This window comes from Camelimonas fluminis, assembly GCF_014656355.1.
Lineage (GTDB): Bacteria > Pseudomonadota > Alphaproteobacteria > Rhizobiales > Beijerinckiaceae > Camelimonas > Camelimonas fluminis.
In genome coordinates, this window is sequence record NZ_BNCG01000001.1 from 622,110 (window position 1) to 638,530 (window position 16,421).

The following is a 16,421-nucleotide window of genomic DNA, read 5'->3' on the forward strand; positions in this document are numbered from 1 at the left end:
ACCTTGTGGGGAAAACTCCCGCTGCACGTGTTTGCCGCTGGCGAAGCCCTTGCCAGCCGCCGCGCATTGGTGCATGTAGCGCCCACAAGACGTGCGACGCACGCTTTTCGCCGCTAGGAGTGTAGCTCAACTGGCTAGAGCACCGGTCTCCAAAACCGGGGGTTGGGGGTTCGAGTCCCTCCACTCCTGCCAGCGGTGAAAACGTTGGCAGGCTGTCCAGTCGGCGGGTCGGAAACATCGGACATTCTGACGCAACGTTGGTGGTCGGGACGCTGCGCGCGGCCTCGGGCTCCTGAAGGGGGCTTGACGCAGGCGTTGCAGATCGTCCCTATGTCGACTCCGGATTCCCCGCCCGGCGCGGGCAGGATTCTCATGCAGCGAGGAGCGGGTCGCGCAGGCGACGCCGGCAGATGATGGCGAAGACAAGCCCGGTTGAATTCATCCAGCAGGTTGGGAAGGAGGCTTCCAAGGTCACCTGGCCAACCCGCAGGGAGACCCTGATCACCACGGCCATGGTGTTTGTGATGGTGATCATCGCCGCCATCTTCTTCGTCGCCGCGGATCAGGTTATCCGGTTCGCCGTGAGTCTGATCATTGGCATCGGGCGCTGAAGGGGAGGCATGACATGACCATGCGCTGGTACATCGTGCACGCCTACTCCAATTTCGAGAACAAGGTGGCGCAGTCCATTCGCGACCAGGCGCAGCAGCGCAATCTCGAAGAGAAGTTCGAGGAAGTGCTGGTGCCGACCGAGAAGGTCGTTGAGGTGCGCCGCGGCCGCAAGGTCGACACCGAGCGCAAGTTCTTCCCTGGCTACGTCCTGGTGAAATGCGACCTGACCGACGAGGTCTACCACCTGATCAAGAACACGCCGAAGGTCACCGGCTTCCTGGGGCAGGACCAGAAGCCGATGCCGATCTCCGAGCGTGAGGCCGAGCGCATCAAGGGCCAGGTGGCGGACGGCGTCGAGCGTCCCAAGCCCTCCGTCAGCTTCGAGGTTGGCGAGACCGTGCGCGTGTCGGATGGTCCCTTCGCCTCCTTCAATGGCGTCGTCGAGGAAGTGGACGAGGCCCGCGCCCGCCTCAAGGTGGCGGTGTCGATCTTTGGTCGCGCCACGCCTGTGGATCTGGAATTCGGCCAGGTCGACAAGGTCTGATCTTCAGCCCTGTTCTGAATTTGCGCCGCGTCCCATGGATGCGGCGTTTTCATGCGCGATGGCCCGCGCAAGCGGATTGCGGCTTGTGTCGCGACTCCTGTTGACAGAATCGCGTTTGGCCATTAACGAACGCGCTTCACCAAACGCCGCGGAAGTCGCGCCGGTCGCCAGCCGGAGAAACGCGTCGCACCGCGGTCTGCGCAGAACCCGGTCGCCGGACTGAAATCAGATTCAGGCGGGCCGGGAGTCTTTTTTCTGGAGCAGTCCATGGCAAAGAAAATTGTTGGCTACATCAAGCTTGAGGTTCCGGCTGGCGCCGCGAATCCCTCGCCGCCGATTGGTCCCGCGCTCGGTCAGCGCGGCCTGAACATCATGGAATTCTGCAAGGCCTTCAACGCGAAGACCGGGCAGATGGAGAAGGGCACGCCGATCCCGGTGATCATCACCGCCTACGCGGATCGCTCCTTCAGCTTCGAGATGAAGCAGCCGCCGGTGACGTTCTTCCTCAAGAAGGCGGCGAACCTGAAGCTGGGCAAGAAGCCGGCTTCCGGCTCGAAGACCCCTGGCAAGGGCGCGAACGTCGCCAAGGTGACGGAAGCCCAGGTGCGCGAGATCGCCGAGAAGAAGATGGTCGATCTCAACTGCGACACCGTTGAAGCCGCCGTGTCCATGATCCGTGGCTCCGCCCGGTCCATGGGCATCGAAGTCGTCGCCTGAGGGAGGTTAGCATGGCTCGTATTTCCAAGCGCGTCGCCGCTTCCCGCGAGGGTCTTGACCGCAACGCCATTTATGGTCTCGAAGAGGCCGTGAAGATGCTCAAGGCGCGCGCCACCGCCAAGTTCGACGAGACGGTCGAAGTCGCCATGAACCTTGGCGTCGATCCGCGTCACGCCGACCAGATGGTCCGCGGCGTTTGCAACCTGCCGAATGGCTCGGGCCGCACCGTGCGCGTGGCTGTGTTCGCTCGCGGCGCCAAGGCTGACGAAGCCAAGGCTGCTGGCGCGGACATCGTTGGCGCCGAGGACCTGCTGGAGCAGATCCAGGGCGGCAACATCAATTTTGACCGCTGCATCGCCACGCCGGACATGATGGGTCTGGTGGGGCGCCTCGGCAAGGTGCTTGGCCCGCGCGGCCTGATGCCGAACCCGCGCGTCGGCACCGTGACCATGGACGTGACCGGCGCTGTTGGCGCGGCCAAGGGTGGCGCCGTTGAGTTCCGCGTCGAGAAGGCTGGCATCATCCACGCTGGCGTCGGCAAGGTCTCGTTTGACGACGGCAAGCTGGTCGAAAACATCCGCGCCTTCGTTGACGCGGTGGCCAAGGCCAAGCCGACCGGCGCCAAGGGCGCCTACATCCAGCGTGTCGCCGTTTCCTCGACCATGGGCCCTGGCCTGCGTGTCGAACTCGGCAGCGTCACCGCCGCGTAAGGCGGGGAGGGGCAGACTCCGGCGCATGCCAGCAGGGCGATTGACCTATTGGCAAACGCTCGGGGAAAGACTATCTGTCCCCCATGACAATGAAACGTCGGCGAGCGGATTCGCCCCGGCGTTTCCATAAATCCGCCCGCAAGGGTGGTTGTGGCTGGAACGGCAGAGTGCAGGTTCTGCCGGGCTGGTCATATGTCCTGTCCGAGACTGCAGGTGCCAACCGGGCAACCGGACGGCTTAATATCATCCGATGCCAGCACAGACGGGTCTGACCGCGAATTCTGGAGTTCAGCTGCCCAGGCAGCATCAGCCAGCGTAAAACGGTTCGAACCTCGAGCGCCAGGCGCATCCCGCTGGGAAGCGTGCTGGGGACAGGGCTTGCGAGCGTCGCCGGTGTTGTCTGCATCCCGAAAGGGTCAGGCGTCCGGCGACATGTGCAGCCGGCGAACTGGAATATTCCATTCGCCAACCGGAGAGAGCCAAGTGGACAGAGCAGCAAAAGCTGAGCTCGTCGCGTCTCTCAACGACGTGTTTTCGAGCACGGGCGTTGTGGTCGTGGCCCACTATTCGGGCCTTTCGGTCGCCAGCATGCAGAAGCTCCGCAAGGAGATGAAGCAGGCCGGCGCCACCGTGAAGGTCGCGAAAAACCGCATCGCCAAGATCGCTCTCGAAGGCAAGGACGTCGCTTCCATCGCACCCCTTCTGAAGGGGCCGACATTGCTGGCTTACAGCGATGACCCGGTTGCGGCGCCGAAGGTGGCTGTCGAGTTCGCCAAGACCAACGACAAGTTCGTTGTTCTCGGCGGCGCGATGGGCGTCACCTCCCTCAACGCTGACGGCGTGAAGGCTCTTGCCTCGCTGCCGTCGCTCGACGAACTGCGCGCCAAGCTGGTCGGCCTTGTCCAGGCCCCGGCTACCAAGATCGCGCAGCTCTCGACCGCGCCCGCCGCCAAGCTGGCGCGCGTGTTTGGGGCCTATGCCAACAAGAACGAAGCGGCTTGAGGTCGTCAAGACCCTGTCAAAGTTCGAACATATTCAGGAAAGTTAATCATGGCTGATCTGGCTAAACTCGTCGACGACCTGTCGGCTCTGACCGTTCTCGAGGCCGCTGAGCTGGCCAAGCTTCTCGAAGAGAAGTGGGGCGTTTCCGCTGCTGCGGCTGTTGCCGTTGCTGCTGCTCCGGCTGCTGGCGGCGCCGCCGCCGCTGCTGAAGAGAAGACCGAGTTCAACGTTGTCCTGGCTTCGGCTGGCGACAAGAAGATTGAGGTCATCAAGGAAGTCCGCGCCATCACCGGCCTGGGTCTGAAGGAAGCCAAGGACCTGGTCGAAGGCGCTCCGAAGACCGTCAAGGAAGGCGTTGCCAAGGACGAGGCCAACAAGATCAAGGAACAGCTCGAGAAGGCTGGCGCCAAGGTCGATCTCACCTGATCCGGCCTGTGACCGCCGCTGGCGGTTGCGCGATCTTTTGAAAAGACGGTCCCGGAGGGATTCCTCCGGGACCGTCGAGCCGTCTCCGGCATAGGGCCGGACACGGCGGCGGCCACGCCGCCCTGACAGTTTCTGGCGCCGGATGGCGCCGCGTACCCTGGACAGGTCGTTTCGCGCCGCCCGCGCGCTGCTGACCGCCATGGTCGTCTGAATGGCGAGGGACCACATGGCTCAGACCAACACCAGCAGGAAACGCCTCCGCAAGTTCTTCGGCAAGATCAACGAAGTCGCGGAGATGCCGAACCTCATCGAGGTTCAGAAGGCGTCCTATGACCAGTTTCTGTTGGTTGAAGAGCCAGAAGGCGGCCGTCCCGATGAAGGGCTCGAGGCTGTTTTCCGCTCGGTCTTCCCGATTGGCGATTTTTCCGGCGCGTCGCTGCTGGAGTTCGTCAAGTACACCTTCGAAGCCCCGAAATATGACGTGGACGAGTGCCGGCAGCGCGGCCTGACCTTTGCTGCGCCGCTCAAGGTCACCCTGCGTCTGATCGTGTTCGATATCGACGAGGACACCGGCGCCAAGTCCGTGAAGGACATCAAGGAGCAGGACGTCTACATGGGCGACATTCCGCTCATGACCGACAACGGCACCTTTATCGTCAACGGCACCGAGCGCGTCATCGTCTCGCAGATGCACCGTTCGCCGGGCGTTTTCTTCGACCACGACAAGGGCAAGACCCATTCGTCGGGCAAGCTGCTGTTCGCCGCCCGCATCATTCCCTACCGCGGTTCGTGGCTGGACATTGAGTTCGACGCCAAGGACATCGTCTACGCGCGCATCGACCGTCGCCGCAAGATTCCGGTGACGTCGCTGCTGTACGCCCTGGGGCTGGACGGCGAGGGCATTCTCTCGACCTTCTATCGCCAGATCATGTACGCCAAGGACAAGCACGGCTGGCGCGCGCCGTTCGATCCGGAGCGCATGAAGGGCTTCAAGGCCAACGTCGACGTCATCGACGCCGAGACCGGCGAAGTCGTGATCGAGGCCGGCCGCAAGCTGACCGTTCGCTCCGCCCGCCAGCTGGCCGAAAAGGGGCTGAAGTTCCTGCGCGTGCCGGATGAGGACGTGGTTGGCCAGTACGTGGCCGAGGATCTGGTCAACCCGCTGACCGGCGAGATTTTCGCGGAAGCCGGCGACGAGCTGAGCGAGAAGCTGCTGGCCCAGCTGGAAGAGGCCGGCTTCGATGAGCTGCCGGTGCTCGACATCGACCACGTCACCGTGGGTCCGTACATCCGCAACACCCTTGCGATCGACAAGAACAACGCCCGTGAAGAGGCGCTGTTCGACATCTATCGCGTCATGCGTCCGGGTGAGCCGCCGACCCTTGAGGCGGCCGAGGCGATGTTCCATTCGCTGTTCTTCGACGCCGAGCGCTACGACCTGTCGGCCGTCGGCCGCGTCAAGATGAACATGCGTCTCGACCTCGACTGCCCTGACACCGTGCGCACCCTGCGCAAGGAAGACATGCTGGCGGTGGTCAAGGCGCTGGTCGACCTGCGCGACGGCAAGGGCGAGGTGGACGACATCGACCATCTCGGCAACCGCCGCGTCCGCTCGGTTGGCGAGCTGATGGAGAACCAGTACCGTCTGGGTCTGCTGCGCATGGAGCGCGCCATCAAGGAGCGGATGTCGTCGGTCGATATCGACACCGTGATGCCGCAGGACCTGATCAACGCCAAGCCGGCTGCCGCCGCCGTGCGCGAGTTCTTCGGGTCTTCGCAGCTGTCGCAGTTCATGGACCAGACGAACCCGCTGTCGGAAGTCACTCACAAGCGTCGTCTTTCGGCGCTTGGCCCGGGTGGTCTGACGCGTGAGCGCGCCGGCTTTGAAGTCCGCGACGTCCACACCACGCACTACGGCCGCATCTGCCCGATCGAGACGCCTGAAGGGCCGAACATCGGCCTGATCAACTCGCTGGCGACCTTCGCCCGGGTGAACAAGTACGGCTTCATCGAGGCGCCTTACCGCGCCGTCCGCGACGGCGTCGTCACCAACGACGTGGTCTATCTGTCGGCGATGGAGGAGGCGAAGTACAACGTCGCCCAGGCCAATGCTGTCATCGACGCGTCGGGCAAGCTCGGCGAGGAGCTGGTGGTGTGCCGTCACGCCGGCGACGTCGTGGTGCTGCCGCCGGACCGCGTCGACTTCATGGACGTGTCGCCGAAGCAGCTGGTCTCGGTCGCCGCGGCGCTGATCCCGTTCCTTGAGAACGACGACGCCAACCGCGCGCTGATGGGCTCGAACATGCAGCGCCAGGCGGTGCCGCTGGTCAAGGCCGACGCGCCGTTCGTCGGCACCGGCATGGAGGCCGTGGTCGCCCGTGACTCGGGCGCCGCGATTGCCGCGCGCCGCACCGGCATCGTCGACCAGGTGGACGCCACCCGTATCGTCGTGCGCGCCACGGAAGATCTCGACCCGACCCGTTCGGGCGTCGACATCTACCGGCTGATGAAGTTCCAGCGCTCGAACCAGAACACATGCATCAACCAGCGTCCGCTGGTGAAGGTGGGCGATTTCGTGCGCCGGGGCGACATTATTGCTGACGGTCCGTCGACGGATCTCGGCGAGCTGGCGCTCGGCCGCAACTGCCTCGTCGCGTTCATGCCGTGGAACGGCTACAACTTCGAGGACTCCATCCTGCTGTCCGAGCGCATCGTGCGCGACGACGTGTTCACCTCGATCCATCTGGAAGAATTCGAGGTGATGGCCCGCGACACCAAGCTGGGCCCGGAGGAGATCACCCGCGACATTCCGAACGTTTCGGAAGAGACGCTGAAGAACCTCGACGAAGCCGGCATCGTTTACGTCGGCGCCGAAGTTCATGCGGGCGACATCCTCGTCGGCAAGATCACGCCGAAGGGCGAAAGCCCGATGACGCCGGAAGAGAAGCTGCTTCGCGCCATTTTCGGCGAGAAGGCTTCGGACGTGCGCGACACCTCGTTGCGCGTGCCCCCGGGCGTGACCGGCACCATCGTCGAAGTGCGCGTGTTCAACCGTCACGGCGTCGACAAGGACGAGCGCGCCCAGGCTATCGAGCGCGAGGAGATCGAGCGTCTGGCCAAGGACCGCGACGACGAGCAGGCGATCCTCGATCGCAACGTCTTCGCCCGTCTCTCCGAGGCCCTGATTGGCCAGGTCGCTATCGCCGGACCGAAGGGCGCGAAGAAGGACGTGGAGATCAGCCGCGCCGTTCTTGAGGAGCACCCGCGCTCACAGTGGTGGCAGTTCGCCGTCGCCAACGATCAGCTCATGAGCGAGATCGAGGCGATGCGGAAGCAGTACGATGAGTCCAAGAAGCGCCTTGAGCAGCGCTTCCTCGACAAGGTCGAGAAGGTGCAGCGCGGCGACGAGCTGCTTCCTGGCGTGATGAAGATGGTCAAGGTCTTCATCGCCGTGAAGCGCAAGATCCAGCCGGGCGACAAGATGGCCGGCCGTCACGGCAACAAGGGCGTCGTGTCGCGCATCCTGCCGATTGAGGACATGCCGTTCCTTGAGGACGGCACCCATGTCGACGTGGTGCTGAACCCGCTGGGCGTGCCGAGCCGCATGAACGTCGGCCAGATCCTTGAGACGCACCTGGGCTGGGCCGCAGCCGGACTCGGCAAGCAGATTGGCGCGGCGGTTGACGCCTATATGCGCGACGGCCAGGAGCAGGCGCTCCGCGGCAAGCTGCTGGACGTGTACGAGGGCAACGAGATCATCAATGATCTCGATCGCGACGAACTGATCGAGCTTGGCGAAAACCTTCGGCGCGGCGTGCCAATGGCGACGCCGGTGTTCGACGGCGCCCGCGAGAGCGACATCGAAGCGATGCTTGAGAAGGCGGGCGTCAACCGCACCGGCCAGTCGACAGTCTATGACGGTCGCACCGGTGAGCCGTTCGACCGTCAGGTGACTGTGGGCTACATCTATATCCTGAAGCTGCACCACCTGGTCGACGACAAGATCCACGCCCGCTCCATCGGCCCCTACAGCCTCGTGACCCAGCAGCCGCTGGGCGGCAAGGCGCAGTTTGGCGGCCAGCGCTTCGGTGAGATGGAGGTGTGGGCTCTGGAAGCTTACGGCGCCGCCTACACGCTGCAGGAGATGCTCACGGTCAAGTCGGACGACGTGGCCGGCCGCACCAAGGTCTACGAGGCGATCGTCCGTGGCGACGACACCTTCGAGGCCGGCATCCCGGAGAGCTTCAACGTGCTCGTCAAGGAAATGCGGTCGCTGGGTCTCAATGTTGAACTTCAGGACAGCAAGCTGCTTGAAGCCAACAACCAGGATGAGCTGCCGCCGTCCGAGGCCGCCGAATAAGTTTGCGTCAGCGCGCGCCCCGGTTGTCCGGGGCGCCGGTCAGAAGGGAAGCTCACGGGCGCATGGTCCGGGCTTCCGGGGAAGGGCTCCGGCGATCCTGCCGCCCTTCCGGATGAATTCAAGGAGTTGGTGATGAATCAAGAGGTCATGAATCTCTTCAACACCCAGGCGCCGGCGCAGACGTTCGACAAGATCAAGATCTCGATCGCCAGCCCTGAAAAGATCCTTTCGTGGTCGTTCGGCGAGATCAAGAAGCCGGAAACCATCAACTATCGCACGTTCAAGCCCGAACGCGACGGCCTGTTCTGCGCGCGCATTTTTGGTCCGATCAAGGACTACGAGTGCCTGTGCGGCAAGTACAAGCGCATGAAGTACAAGGGCGTGATCTGCGAGAAGTGCGGCGTCGAGGTGACGCTGGCGCGCGTCCGTCGCGAGCGCATGGGTCACATCGAGCTGGCCGCTCCGGTTGCTCACATCTGGTTCCTGAAGTCGCTGCCGTCGCGCATCGGCCTGCTGCTCGACATGACGCTCAAGGATCTTGAGCGCATCCTGTACTTCGAATCCTATGTCGTGCTTGACGCTGGCATCACGCCGCTCAAGGATCGCCAACTGCTGTCCGAGGACGACTATCTGCGCGCCCAGGACGAGTATGGCGAGGACAGCTTCACCGCCAAGATCGGCGCGGAAGCCATCCGCGACATGCTGCGCGACATGGATCTGGACAAGATCGCCGCCGACATCCGCGAGGAAATTTCCACAACGACTTCAGAGCTGAAGCCGAAGAAGCTGATGAAGCGTCTCAAGATCATTGAGGCCTTCCAGCTCTCCGGCAACAAGCCCGAGTGGATGATCCTGACGGTCGTGCCGGTGATCCCGCCGGACCTGCGTCCGCTGGTTCCGCTGGACGGCGGTCGCTTCGCCACCTCGGACCTGAACGACCTGTACCGTCGCGTCATCAACCGCAACAACCGCCTGAAGCGGCTGATCGAGCTGCGCGCTCCGGACATCATTATCCGGAACGAGAAGCGCATGTTGCAGGAGTCGGTTGACGCCCTGTTCGACAACGGCCGTCGCGGCCGCGTCATCACCGGCGCCAACAAGCGTCCGCTGAAGTCGCTCGCCGACATGCTGAAGGGCAAGCAGGGCCGGTTCCGTCAGAACCTGCTGGGCAAGCGCGTCGACTACTCCGGCCGTTCCGTGATCGTGGTCGGGCCCGAGATGAAGCTGCACCAGTGCGGCCTGCCGAAGAAGATGGCGCTTGAGCTGTTCAAGCCGTTCATCTACGCGCGCCTTGACGCCAAGGGCCACGCTTCCACCGTGAAGCAGGCCAAGAAGCTGGTCGAGAAGGAAAAGCCGGAGGTCTGGGATATCCTTGATGAGGTTATCCGCGAACATCCGGTGATGCTGAACCGCGCCCCGACCCTGCACCGCCTTGGCATTCAGGCCTTCGAGCCGGTGTTGATCGAGGGCAAGGCGATCCAGCTTCACCCGCTGGTCTGCGCCGCGTTCAATGCGGACTTTGACGGCGACCAGATGGCCGTGCACGTTCCGCTGTCGCTGGAAGCGCAGCTGGAAGCGCGCGTGCTGATGATGTCGACCAACAACATCCTGCATCCGGCCAACGGCGCGCCGATCATCGTGCCGTCCCAGGACATCGTGCTGGGTCTGTATTACCTGTCGATGATCGCCGATGGAGAGCCGGGCGAGTACAAGGCCGGCAATACGCGCAACCCGATGCAGGGCGTTTACGGTGAGTTCGGCGAGCTTGAGCACGCCATCGCCAGCCGCGTCGTGACGCTGCACAGCAAGATCAAGTATCGCTGGACCGGCCTCGACGAGAACGGCGAGCAGACGACGCGCACCTATGACACCACGCCTGGCCGCGTGATCCTGTCGCGCGTCATCCCCTCGCATCCGCGTCTGCCCTTCGACGTCGTGAACAAGCTCATGACCAAGAAGGAGATCCAGGGTCTCATCGACCTCGTCTACCGCGTCTGCGGCCAGAAGGAATCGGTGATCTTCTGCGATCGCATCATGGCGCTCGGCTTCGCGCACGCCTGCCGCGCCGGCATCTCCTTCGGCAAGGACGACATGGTCGTGCCGCCGAACAAGTGGGAGATCGTCGACGCCACCCGCGCGCTCGTGAAGGACTACGAGCAGCAGTACCAGGACGGCCTGATCACCCAGGGCGAAAAGTACAACAAGGTGGTGGACGCCTGGGCCAAGTGCTCGGACAAGCTGGCCGCCGAAATGATGGTCGGCATCTCGACCGTCAAGAAGGACGCCAACGGCCGCGATCTGCCGGTGAACTCCATCTATATGATGGCGCACTCCGGCGCCCGTGGCTCGCCGGCCCAGATGAAGCAGCTTGGCGCCATGCGCGGCCTGATGGCCAAGCCGTCGGGCGAGATCATCGAGAGCGCGATTGTCTCGAACTTCAAGGAAGGTCTGGACGTTCTTGAGTACTTCAACTCGACCCACGGCGCCCGCAAGGGCCTCGCTGACACCGCGTTGAAGACCGCGAACTCGGGTTATCTGACCCGTCGTCTGGTGGACGTCGCCCAGGACGCCGTGATCCGCGAGCCGGACTGCGGCACCGAGAACGGCATCACCATGCGCGCCATCATCGACTCCGGTCAGATCGTGGCGTCGCTGGTCTCCCGCGTGCTTGGCCGCACGGTCGCCGAGGATGTCTTTGACGCCGAAGGCAATGTGATCGTCGCCAAGGGCGAGATGGTTGAAGAGAAGCACATCGACCTGATCAACGCCGCCAACGTCCAGCAGGTGAAGATCCGTTCGGTTCTGACCTGCGTGTCGAAGAACGGCGTGTGCGCGACCTGCTACGGCCGCGATCTCGCCCGTGGCGAGACGGTCAACATGGGTGAGGCTGTCGGCGTGATTGCCGCGCAGTCGATCGGCGAGCCAGGCACCCAGCTGACCATGCGTACGTTCCACATTGGCGGCGCCGCGCAGATCGCTGACCATTCGTTCCTCGAGACCAACTTCGAGGGCACGGTCAAGATCCGCAACCGCCATGTGGCGCGCAACTCCGAGGGTGAGCTCATCGCCCTGGCGCGCAACATCTCCGTCGTGATCATGGGGCCGGATGGCGTCGAACGCGCTGCGCACCGCGTGCAGTATGGTTCCCGTCTGAAGGTCGATGACGGCGATACGGTGAAGCGCGGTCAGCGCATCGCTGATTGGGATCCCTACACCCGCCCGGTTCTCACCGAGGTGGACGGCGTGGTGGCCTACGAGGATCTGGTCGAAGGCGCATCGCTGACGGAGACGGTCGACGAGTCGACCGGCATCGCCAAGCGTATGGTCATCGACTGGCGCGGCAGCGCCCGCACCGCCGACCTGAAGCCGGCGATCGTCATCATGCAGAATGGCAAGATCGCCAAGCTGCAGCGCGGTAGCGACGCCCGTTCGCTGCTGTCGGTTGATGCGATCATCGCGGTGGATCCCGGCGCGACGGTCAAGGCTGGCGACGTGCTGGCGCGTATCCCGATGGACAGCGCCAAGACCCGCGACATCACCGGCGGTTTGCCGCGGGTGGCGGAGCTGTTCGAGGCGCGGCGTCCGAAGGAGGCCGCCATTATCGCCGAGAAGTCGGGCACCGTCCGCTTCGGCCGCGACTACAAGAACAAGCGTCGCCTGTCGCTGGAGCCGCATGACGGTTCTGACTCGGTCGAGTACCTGATCCCGAAGGGCAAGCACATTCACCTTCAGGACGGGGACGTGGTGGAAGTTGGCGATTTCATTGTCGACGGCAACCCGGCTCCGCACGACATCCTGGCCATCAAGGGCGTCGAGGAACTGGCCGCCTATCTCGTCAACGAGATCCAGGAGGTCTACCGTCTGCAGGGCGTGACCATCAACGACAAGCACATCGAGGTGATCGTTCGCCAGATGCTGCAGAAGGTTGAGATCACCGATCCAGGCGATTCCGAGTTCCTGACCGGCGAGCAGGTCGACCGCTTCGATCTCAATGAGGCCAACCAGGCGCTCATCGACGAGAAGAAGCAGCCGGCCCAGGGCAACCCGGTGCTGCTTGGCATCACCAAGGCGTCGCTGCAGACCCGCTCGTTCATCTCGGCGGCGTCGTTCCAGGAGACCACCCGCGTCCTCACCGAGGCGGCGGTCAACGGCAAGTCCGACAACCTGGAGGGCCTGAAGGAGAACGTGATTGTCGGCTCGCTGATCCCGGCCGGCACCGGCTCGGTCGCCGCGGCGTTGCGCGAAATCGCAACGCGGCGCGACGATCTGATCCTGGCGCAGCACCGTCGCCCGGCTCCGACGCCTGCGGTTCCGCCAACCGGCGCGCTGCCTGCGGCTGAGTAATCGCCGCGCTGTGCTCAAGCTACAAAGAATGATGGGGCCGCCTTCGGGCGGCCCTGTTTTTTTGGTGACGGACGGGGCGGGTGAGGGGCTATGATGCCGTGCTTTCGGAGAATGAAGCGACGGCGACGGCGGGGCGGGTGGTTAACGGATAATTAACGGCCGCGCATCGCTCTCCAAACCCTGATGGCGGTTGACGAAACCCGACTCGTTGGGTAGAAGGACGCCACTCGACAGGCCGTAGGTCATTTTGAATCAGGGCGACATGCCCCGATGCAGCCGCCTAAACGCTGTCCATCAAGCACCCCCTGACGCAAGTCAGATGTCATTCCTGGGGCAAGATCGCGTCGAGACAGGCGTGATCCTCTGCAATGGCAGCGCCGGAGGCCTTGAAGGGCCGATGGTGCGAATTCGTTTTGGTCGCGCGCCACGCGTGGCCGGCGATGACGCCTGGGACATTGGCGGTGAAGCGCTGCGGTCTAGCCGCGCGCAGCGCCGGAATCATAATGGCCGTGCGGGAAACCGGCGGCGTTCGGAAGAGAGAACTCGATGCCGACGATCAGTCAGCTCATTCGCAAGCCGCGTGTCGCGCAGAAGGCTCGCGACAAGGTTCCCGCGCTGCAGGCCTGCCCGCAGAAGCGCGGCGTGTGCACCCGCGTTTACACCACGACCCCGAAGAAGCCGAACTCGGCTCTGCGTAAGGTCGCCAAGGTTCGTCTGACCAACGGCTTCGAAGTCATTGGCTACATTCCGGGTGAGGGTCACAACCTGCAGGAGCACTCGGTCGTCATGATCCGCGGTGGCCGCGTGAAGGACCTTCCGGGCGTGCGTTATCACATCCTGCGCGGCGTGCTTGACACCCAGGGCGTCAAGAACCGCAAGCAGCGTCGTTCGAAGTACGGCGCGAAGCGTCCGAAGTAATTCTGATGCGTCGCGGGGAGTGTGTTTCCCGCGACTTCGTCAGTTGAATTGATGCGCCGCCGGCCGGTGGGTTGTGGCGCCGAAGTTATGCAAGGGTCCGACAATGTCCCGTCGTCACAGCGCTGAAAAGCGTGAGATCATCCCAGACGCCAAGTTCCATGACGTGGTCGTCACCAAGTTCATGAACTCGATCATGTACGACGGCAAGAAATCGGCCGCCGAAGCGATCGTTTATGGCGCATTCGACATCATCGAGGCGAAGGCCAAGGCCGACCCGCTCGAGGTGTTCCGTCAGGCGCTCGACAACGTCGCTCCGGCGATCGAGGTTCGGTCCCGTCGCGTCGGCGGCGCCACCTATCAGGTTCCGGTCGAGGTTCGCACCGAGCGTCGTCAGGCTCTGGCCATCCGCTGGCTGATCCAGGCTGCCCGCAACCGTAACGACCGCACCATGGTGGATCGCCTTTCGGCTGAGCTGCTCGATGCGTCGAACAATCGCGGCAACGCTGTCAAGAAGCGTGAGGATACGCACCGTATGGCTGAAGCGAACCGTGCGTTCTCGCACTATCGCTGGTAACGCGCGCACGGTTTCGGAGACACGACAATGGCTCGCAGTCACGCTATCGAAGACTATCGTAACTTCGGCATCATGGCCCACATTGATGCCGGCAAGACGACGACGACCGAGCGTATCCTTTACTTCACGGGCAAGAACCATCGTATCGGCGAGACGCATGACGGCGCCGCCACGATGGACTTCATGGCCCAGGAGCAGGAACGCGGCATCACCATCACCTCGGCGGCGACGACCTGTTTCTGGCGCGGCAAGCGTCTGAACATCATCGACACCCCCGGCCACGTCGACTTCACCATTGAGGTCGAGCGTTCGCTTCGCGTACTTGACGGCGCCGTGTGCGTGCTGGATGGCAACCAGGGCGTCGAGCCGCAGACCGAGACCGTATGGCGTCAGGCTGACAAGTACGACGTGCCGCGCATCGTGTTCGTCAACAAGATGGACAAGATCGGCGCTGACTTCTACCGCTGCCTCGACGACATCGTTGACCGCGTCGGCGGCAAGCCGGTTGCGCTGCAGCTGCCGATCGGCGCTGAGAGCGACTTCCAGGGCGTGGTTGATCTCATCACCATGCAGGGTCTGGTTTGGGATGGCGACGCTGGTCATCCGCCGGTCGTTGGCGAGATCCCGGCTGATCTGGCTGATCGCGCCGCCGAGTTCCGCAGCAAGCTTGTTGAAGCCTGCGTCGAGCTCGACGATGACGCCATGACCGCCTACCTGGACGGCGTGGAGCCGGATGCGGAGACGATCCGCAAGCTGCTGCGCAAGGCTGTCGCCAAGCGCGCCTTCCATCCGGTGATGTGTGGTTCGGCGTTCAAGAACAAGGGCGTTCAGCCGTTGCTCGACGCCGTGGTCGATTACCTGCCGGCTCCGTCCGATCGTGAAGCTATCGACGGCGTTCTGCCGGACTCGGAAGAGCCCGCCACGCGCAAGCCGCTGGACTCCGATCCGTTCTCCATGCTCGCGTTCAAGATCATGGACGACCCCTTCGTCGGCACCATCACCTTCTGCCGCGTGTATTCGGGCAAGGTGGAGTCCGGCCAGAGCGTCGCCAACTCGACCCGCGACAAGAAAGAGCGCGTCGGCCGCATGCTGCTGATGCACGCGAACAACCGTGAGGACATCAAGGAAGCCTATGCTGGCGACATCGTCGCTCTGGCGGGCCTCAAGGATACCCGCACCGGCGACACGCTGTGCGATCCGCTGAAGCCGATCATCCTTGAGCAGATGGAATTCCCGGAGCCGGTGATCACCATCGCTATCGAGCCGAAGTCCAAGGCCGACCAGGAGAAGCTGGGTCTGGCCCTGTCGAAGCTTGCCGCCGAGGATCCGTCGTTCCGCGTGTCCACCGATCAGGAGTCGGGTCAGACCATCCTGCGCGGCATGGGCGAGCTGCACCTCGACATCAAGGTCGACATCCTGCGCCGCACCTACAAGGTCGACGCCAATGTCGGCGCTCCGCAGGTGGCCTATCGCGAGACGATGACCCGCGCGGTTGACGTCGATTACACGCACAAGAAGCAGACCGGCGGCACGGGCCAGTTCGCCCGCGTCAAGTTCACGGTCGAGCCGAACGAAGCCGGCAAGGGCTTTGAGTTCGAATCGAAGATCGTGGGCGGTTCGGTGCCGAAGGAATACATCCCGGGCGTCGAAAAGGGCCTGCAGAGCGTCCTGTCTTCGGGCGTTCTCGCCGGCTTCCCGGTTGTCGACATCAAGGTGACGCTGACGGACGGCGCCTTCCACGAAGTCGACTCGTCGGCCCTGGCCTTCGAAATCGCCTCGCGGGCCGGTTTGCGCGAAGCCCTCCAGAAGGGCGGCGCCGTGCTCCTCGAGCCGATCATGAAGGTCGAGGTGGTGACGCCTGAGGACTATACGGGTTCGGTTATTGGCGACCTGAACTCCCGTCGCGGCCAGATCCAGGGTCAGGACATGCGCGGCAACGCTGTTGTCGTTAACGCCATGGTCCCGCTGGCCAACATGTTTGGTTACGTGAACCAGCTCCGGTCGTTCAGTCAGGGGCGGGCGAACTACACCATGCAGTTCGACCACTATGAACAGGTTCCGCAGGCCGTCGCGCAGGAGGTTCAGGCGAAATACGCCTGATCCTTCCCCCGATCTGAGCGAACCCATTTGTAATTTGAGAGTTTCAGGGAGCCTAAGATGGCCAAAGAGAAATTTTCGCGGACGAAGCCGCACTGCAACATTGGCACGATCGGC

11 protein-coding genes and 1 tRNA gene are annotated in these 16,421 nt (G+C 63.4%); all 12 read left to right on the top strand.

From position 1 onward, the window contains the following. Window positions 1-115: 115 nt before the first annotated feature. Window positions 116-192: transfer RNA gene (locus IE243_RS02590), tRNA-Trp, on the top strand. Window positions 193-410: 218 nt separating this feature from the next. Then, window positions 411-611, top strand: coding sequence for a preprotein translocase subunit SecE (secE, locus tag IE243_RS02595; protein WP_244642660.1), 201 nt, complete (start codon window positions 411-413; stop codon window positions 609-611). 14 nt (window positions 612-625) lie between these two features. Further along, the gene (nusG, locus tag IE243_RS02600) at window positions 626-1,156 is read left to right on the top strand and encodes a transcription termination/antitermination protein NusG (RefSeq protein ID WP_191317742.1); all 531 of its coding nucleotides are present in this window, start codon (window positions 626-628) and stop codon (window positions 1,154-1,156) included. A gap of 267 nt (window positions 1,157-1,423) precedes the next feature. Next, a complete protein-coding gene (gene rplK, locus IE243_RS02605) occupies window positions 1,424-1,873 on the top strand; it encodes a 50S ribosomal protein L11 (RefSeq protein WP_191317743.1) in 450 nt (149 codons plus the stop codon). An 11-nt stretch (window positions 1,874-1,884) separates the two neighbouring features. Continuing rightward, window positions 1,885-2,583 (top strand): 50S ribosomal protein L1, encoded by a 699-nt coding sequence (gene rplA / locus IE243_RS02610; protein ID WP_191317744.1) that lies wholly within the window; start codon window positions 1,885-1,887, stop codon window positions 2,581-2,583. 483 nt (window positions 2,584-3,066) lie between these two features. Beyond that, the gene (rplJ, locus tag IE243_RS02615; RefSeq protein ID WP_191317745.1) at window positions 3,067-3,585 is read left to right on the top strand and encodes a 50S ribosomal protein L10; all 519 of its coding nucleotides are present in this window, start codon (window positions 3,067-3,069) and stop codon (window positions 3,583-3,585) included. Window positions 3,586-3,633: 48 nt separating this feature from the next. Next, on the top strand, window positions 3,634-4,011 hold the full coding sequence (gene rplL, locus IE243_RS02620; RefSeq protein WP_191317746.1) for a 50S ribosomal protein L7/L12: 378 nt from the start codon (window positions 3,634-3,636) through the stop codon (window positions 4,009-4,011). A 226-nt stretch (window positions 4,012-4,237) separates the two neighbouring features. Then, window positions 4,238-8,371, top strand: a complete 4,134-nt coding sequence (gene rpoB, locus IE243_RS02625) for a DNA-directed RNA polymerase subunit beta (protein WP_191317747.1) — start codon at window positions 4,238-4,240, stop codon at window positions 8,369-8,371. 132 nt (window positions 8,372-8,503) lie between these two features. Next, on the top strand, window positions 8,504-12,715 hold the full coding sequence (rpoC, locus tag IE243_RS02630) for a DNA-directed RNA polymerase subunit beta' (RefSeq protein WP_191317748.1): 4,212 nt from the start codon (window positions 8,504-8,506) through the stop codon (window positions 12,713-12,715). A 546-nt stretch (window positions 12,716-13,261) separates the two neighbouring features. After that, window positions 13,262-13,633 (top strand): 30S ribosomal protein S12, encoded by a 372-nt coding sequence (gene rpsL / locus IE243_RS02635; RefSeq protein WP_132010708.1) that lies wholly within the window; start codon window positions 13,262-13,264, stop codon window positions 13,631-13,633. Window positions 13,634-13,736: 103 nt separating this feature from the next. Continuing rightward, entirely contained in the window at window positions 13,737-14,207 is a 471-nt protein-coding gene (gene rpsG, locus IE243_RS02640) for a 30S ribosomal protein S7 (protein ID WP_191317749.1), read from the top strand. A gap of 27 nt (window positions 14,208-14,234) precedes the next feature. Next, window positions 14,235-16,307 carry an elongation factor G gene (fusA, locus tag IE243_RS02645; RefSeq protein WP_191317750.1) on the top strand — a complete coding sequence of 691 codons (2,073 nt, stop codon included), beginning with the start codon at window positions 14,235-14,237 and terminating at the stop codon, window positions 16,305-16,307. Window positions 16,308-16,421: the final 114 nt, after the last annotated feature.

Coding starts and splice junctions, on each gene's coding strand:
- rplL (WP_191317746.1), top strand. CDS start 3,634: ATGGCTGATCTGGCTAAACTCGTCGACGACCTGTCGGCTCTGACCGTT.
- nusG (WP_191317742.1), top strand. CDS start 626: ATGACCATGCGCTGGTACATCGTGCACGCCTACTCCAATTTCGAGAAC.
- fusA (WP_191317750.1), top strand. CDS start 14,235: ATGGCTCGCAGTCACGCTATCGAAGACTATCGTAACTTCGGCATCATG.
- rpoB (WP_191317747.1), top strand. CDS start 4,238: ATGGCTCAGACCAACACCAGCAGGAAACGCCTCCGCAAGTTCTTCGGC.
- rpsG (WP_191317749.1), top strand. CDS start 13,737: ATGTCCCGTCGTCACAGCGCTGAAAAGCGTGAGATCATCCCAGACGCC.
- rplK (WP_191317743.1), top strand. CDS start 1,424: ATGGCAAAGAAAATTGTTGGCTACATCAAGCTTGAGGTTCCGGCTGGC.
- secE (WP_244642660.1), top strand. CDS start 411: ATGATGGCGAAGACAAGCCCGGTTGAATTCATCCAGCAGGTTGGGAAG.
- rpoC (WP_191317748.1), top strand. CDS start 8,504: ATGAATCAAGAGGTCATGAATCTCTTCAACACCCAGGCGCCGGCGCAG.
- rpsL (WP_132010708.1), top strand. CDS start 13,262: ATGCCGACGATCAGTCAGCTCATTCGCAAGCCGCGTGTCGCGCAGAAG.
- rplA (WP_191317744.1), top strand. CDS start 1,885: ATGGCTCGTATTTCCAAGCGCGTCGCCGCTTCCCGCGAGGGTCTTGAC.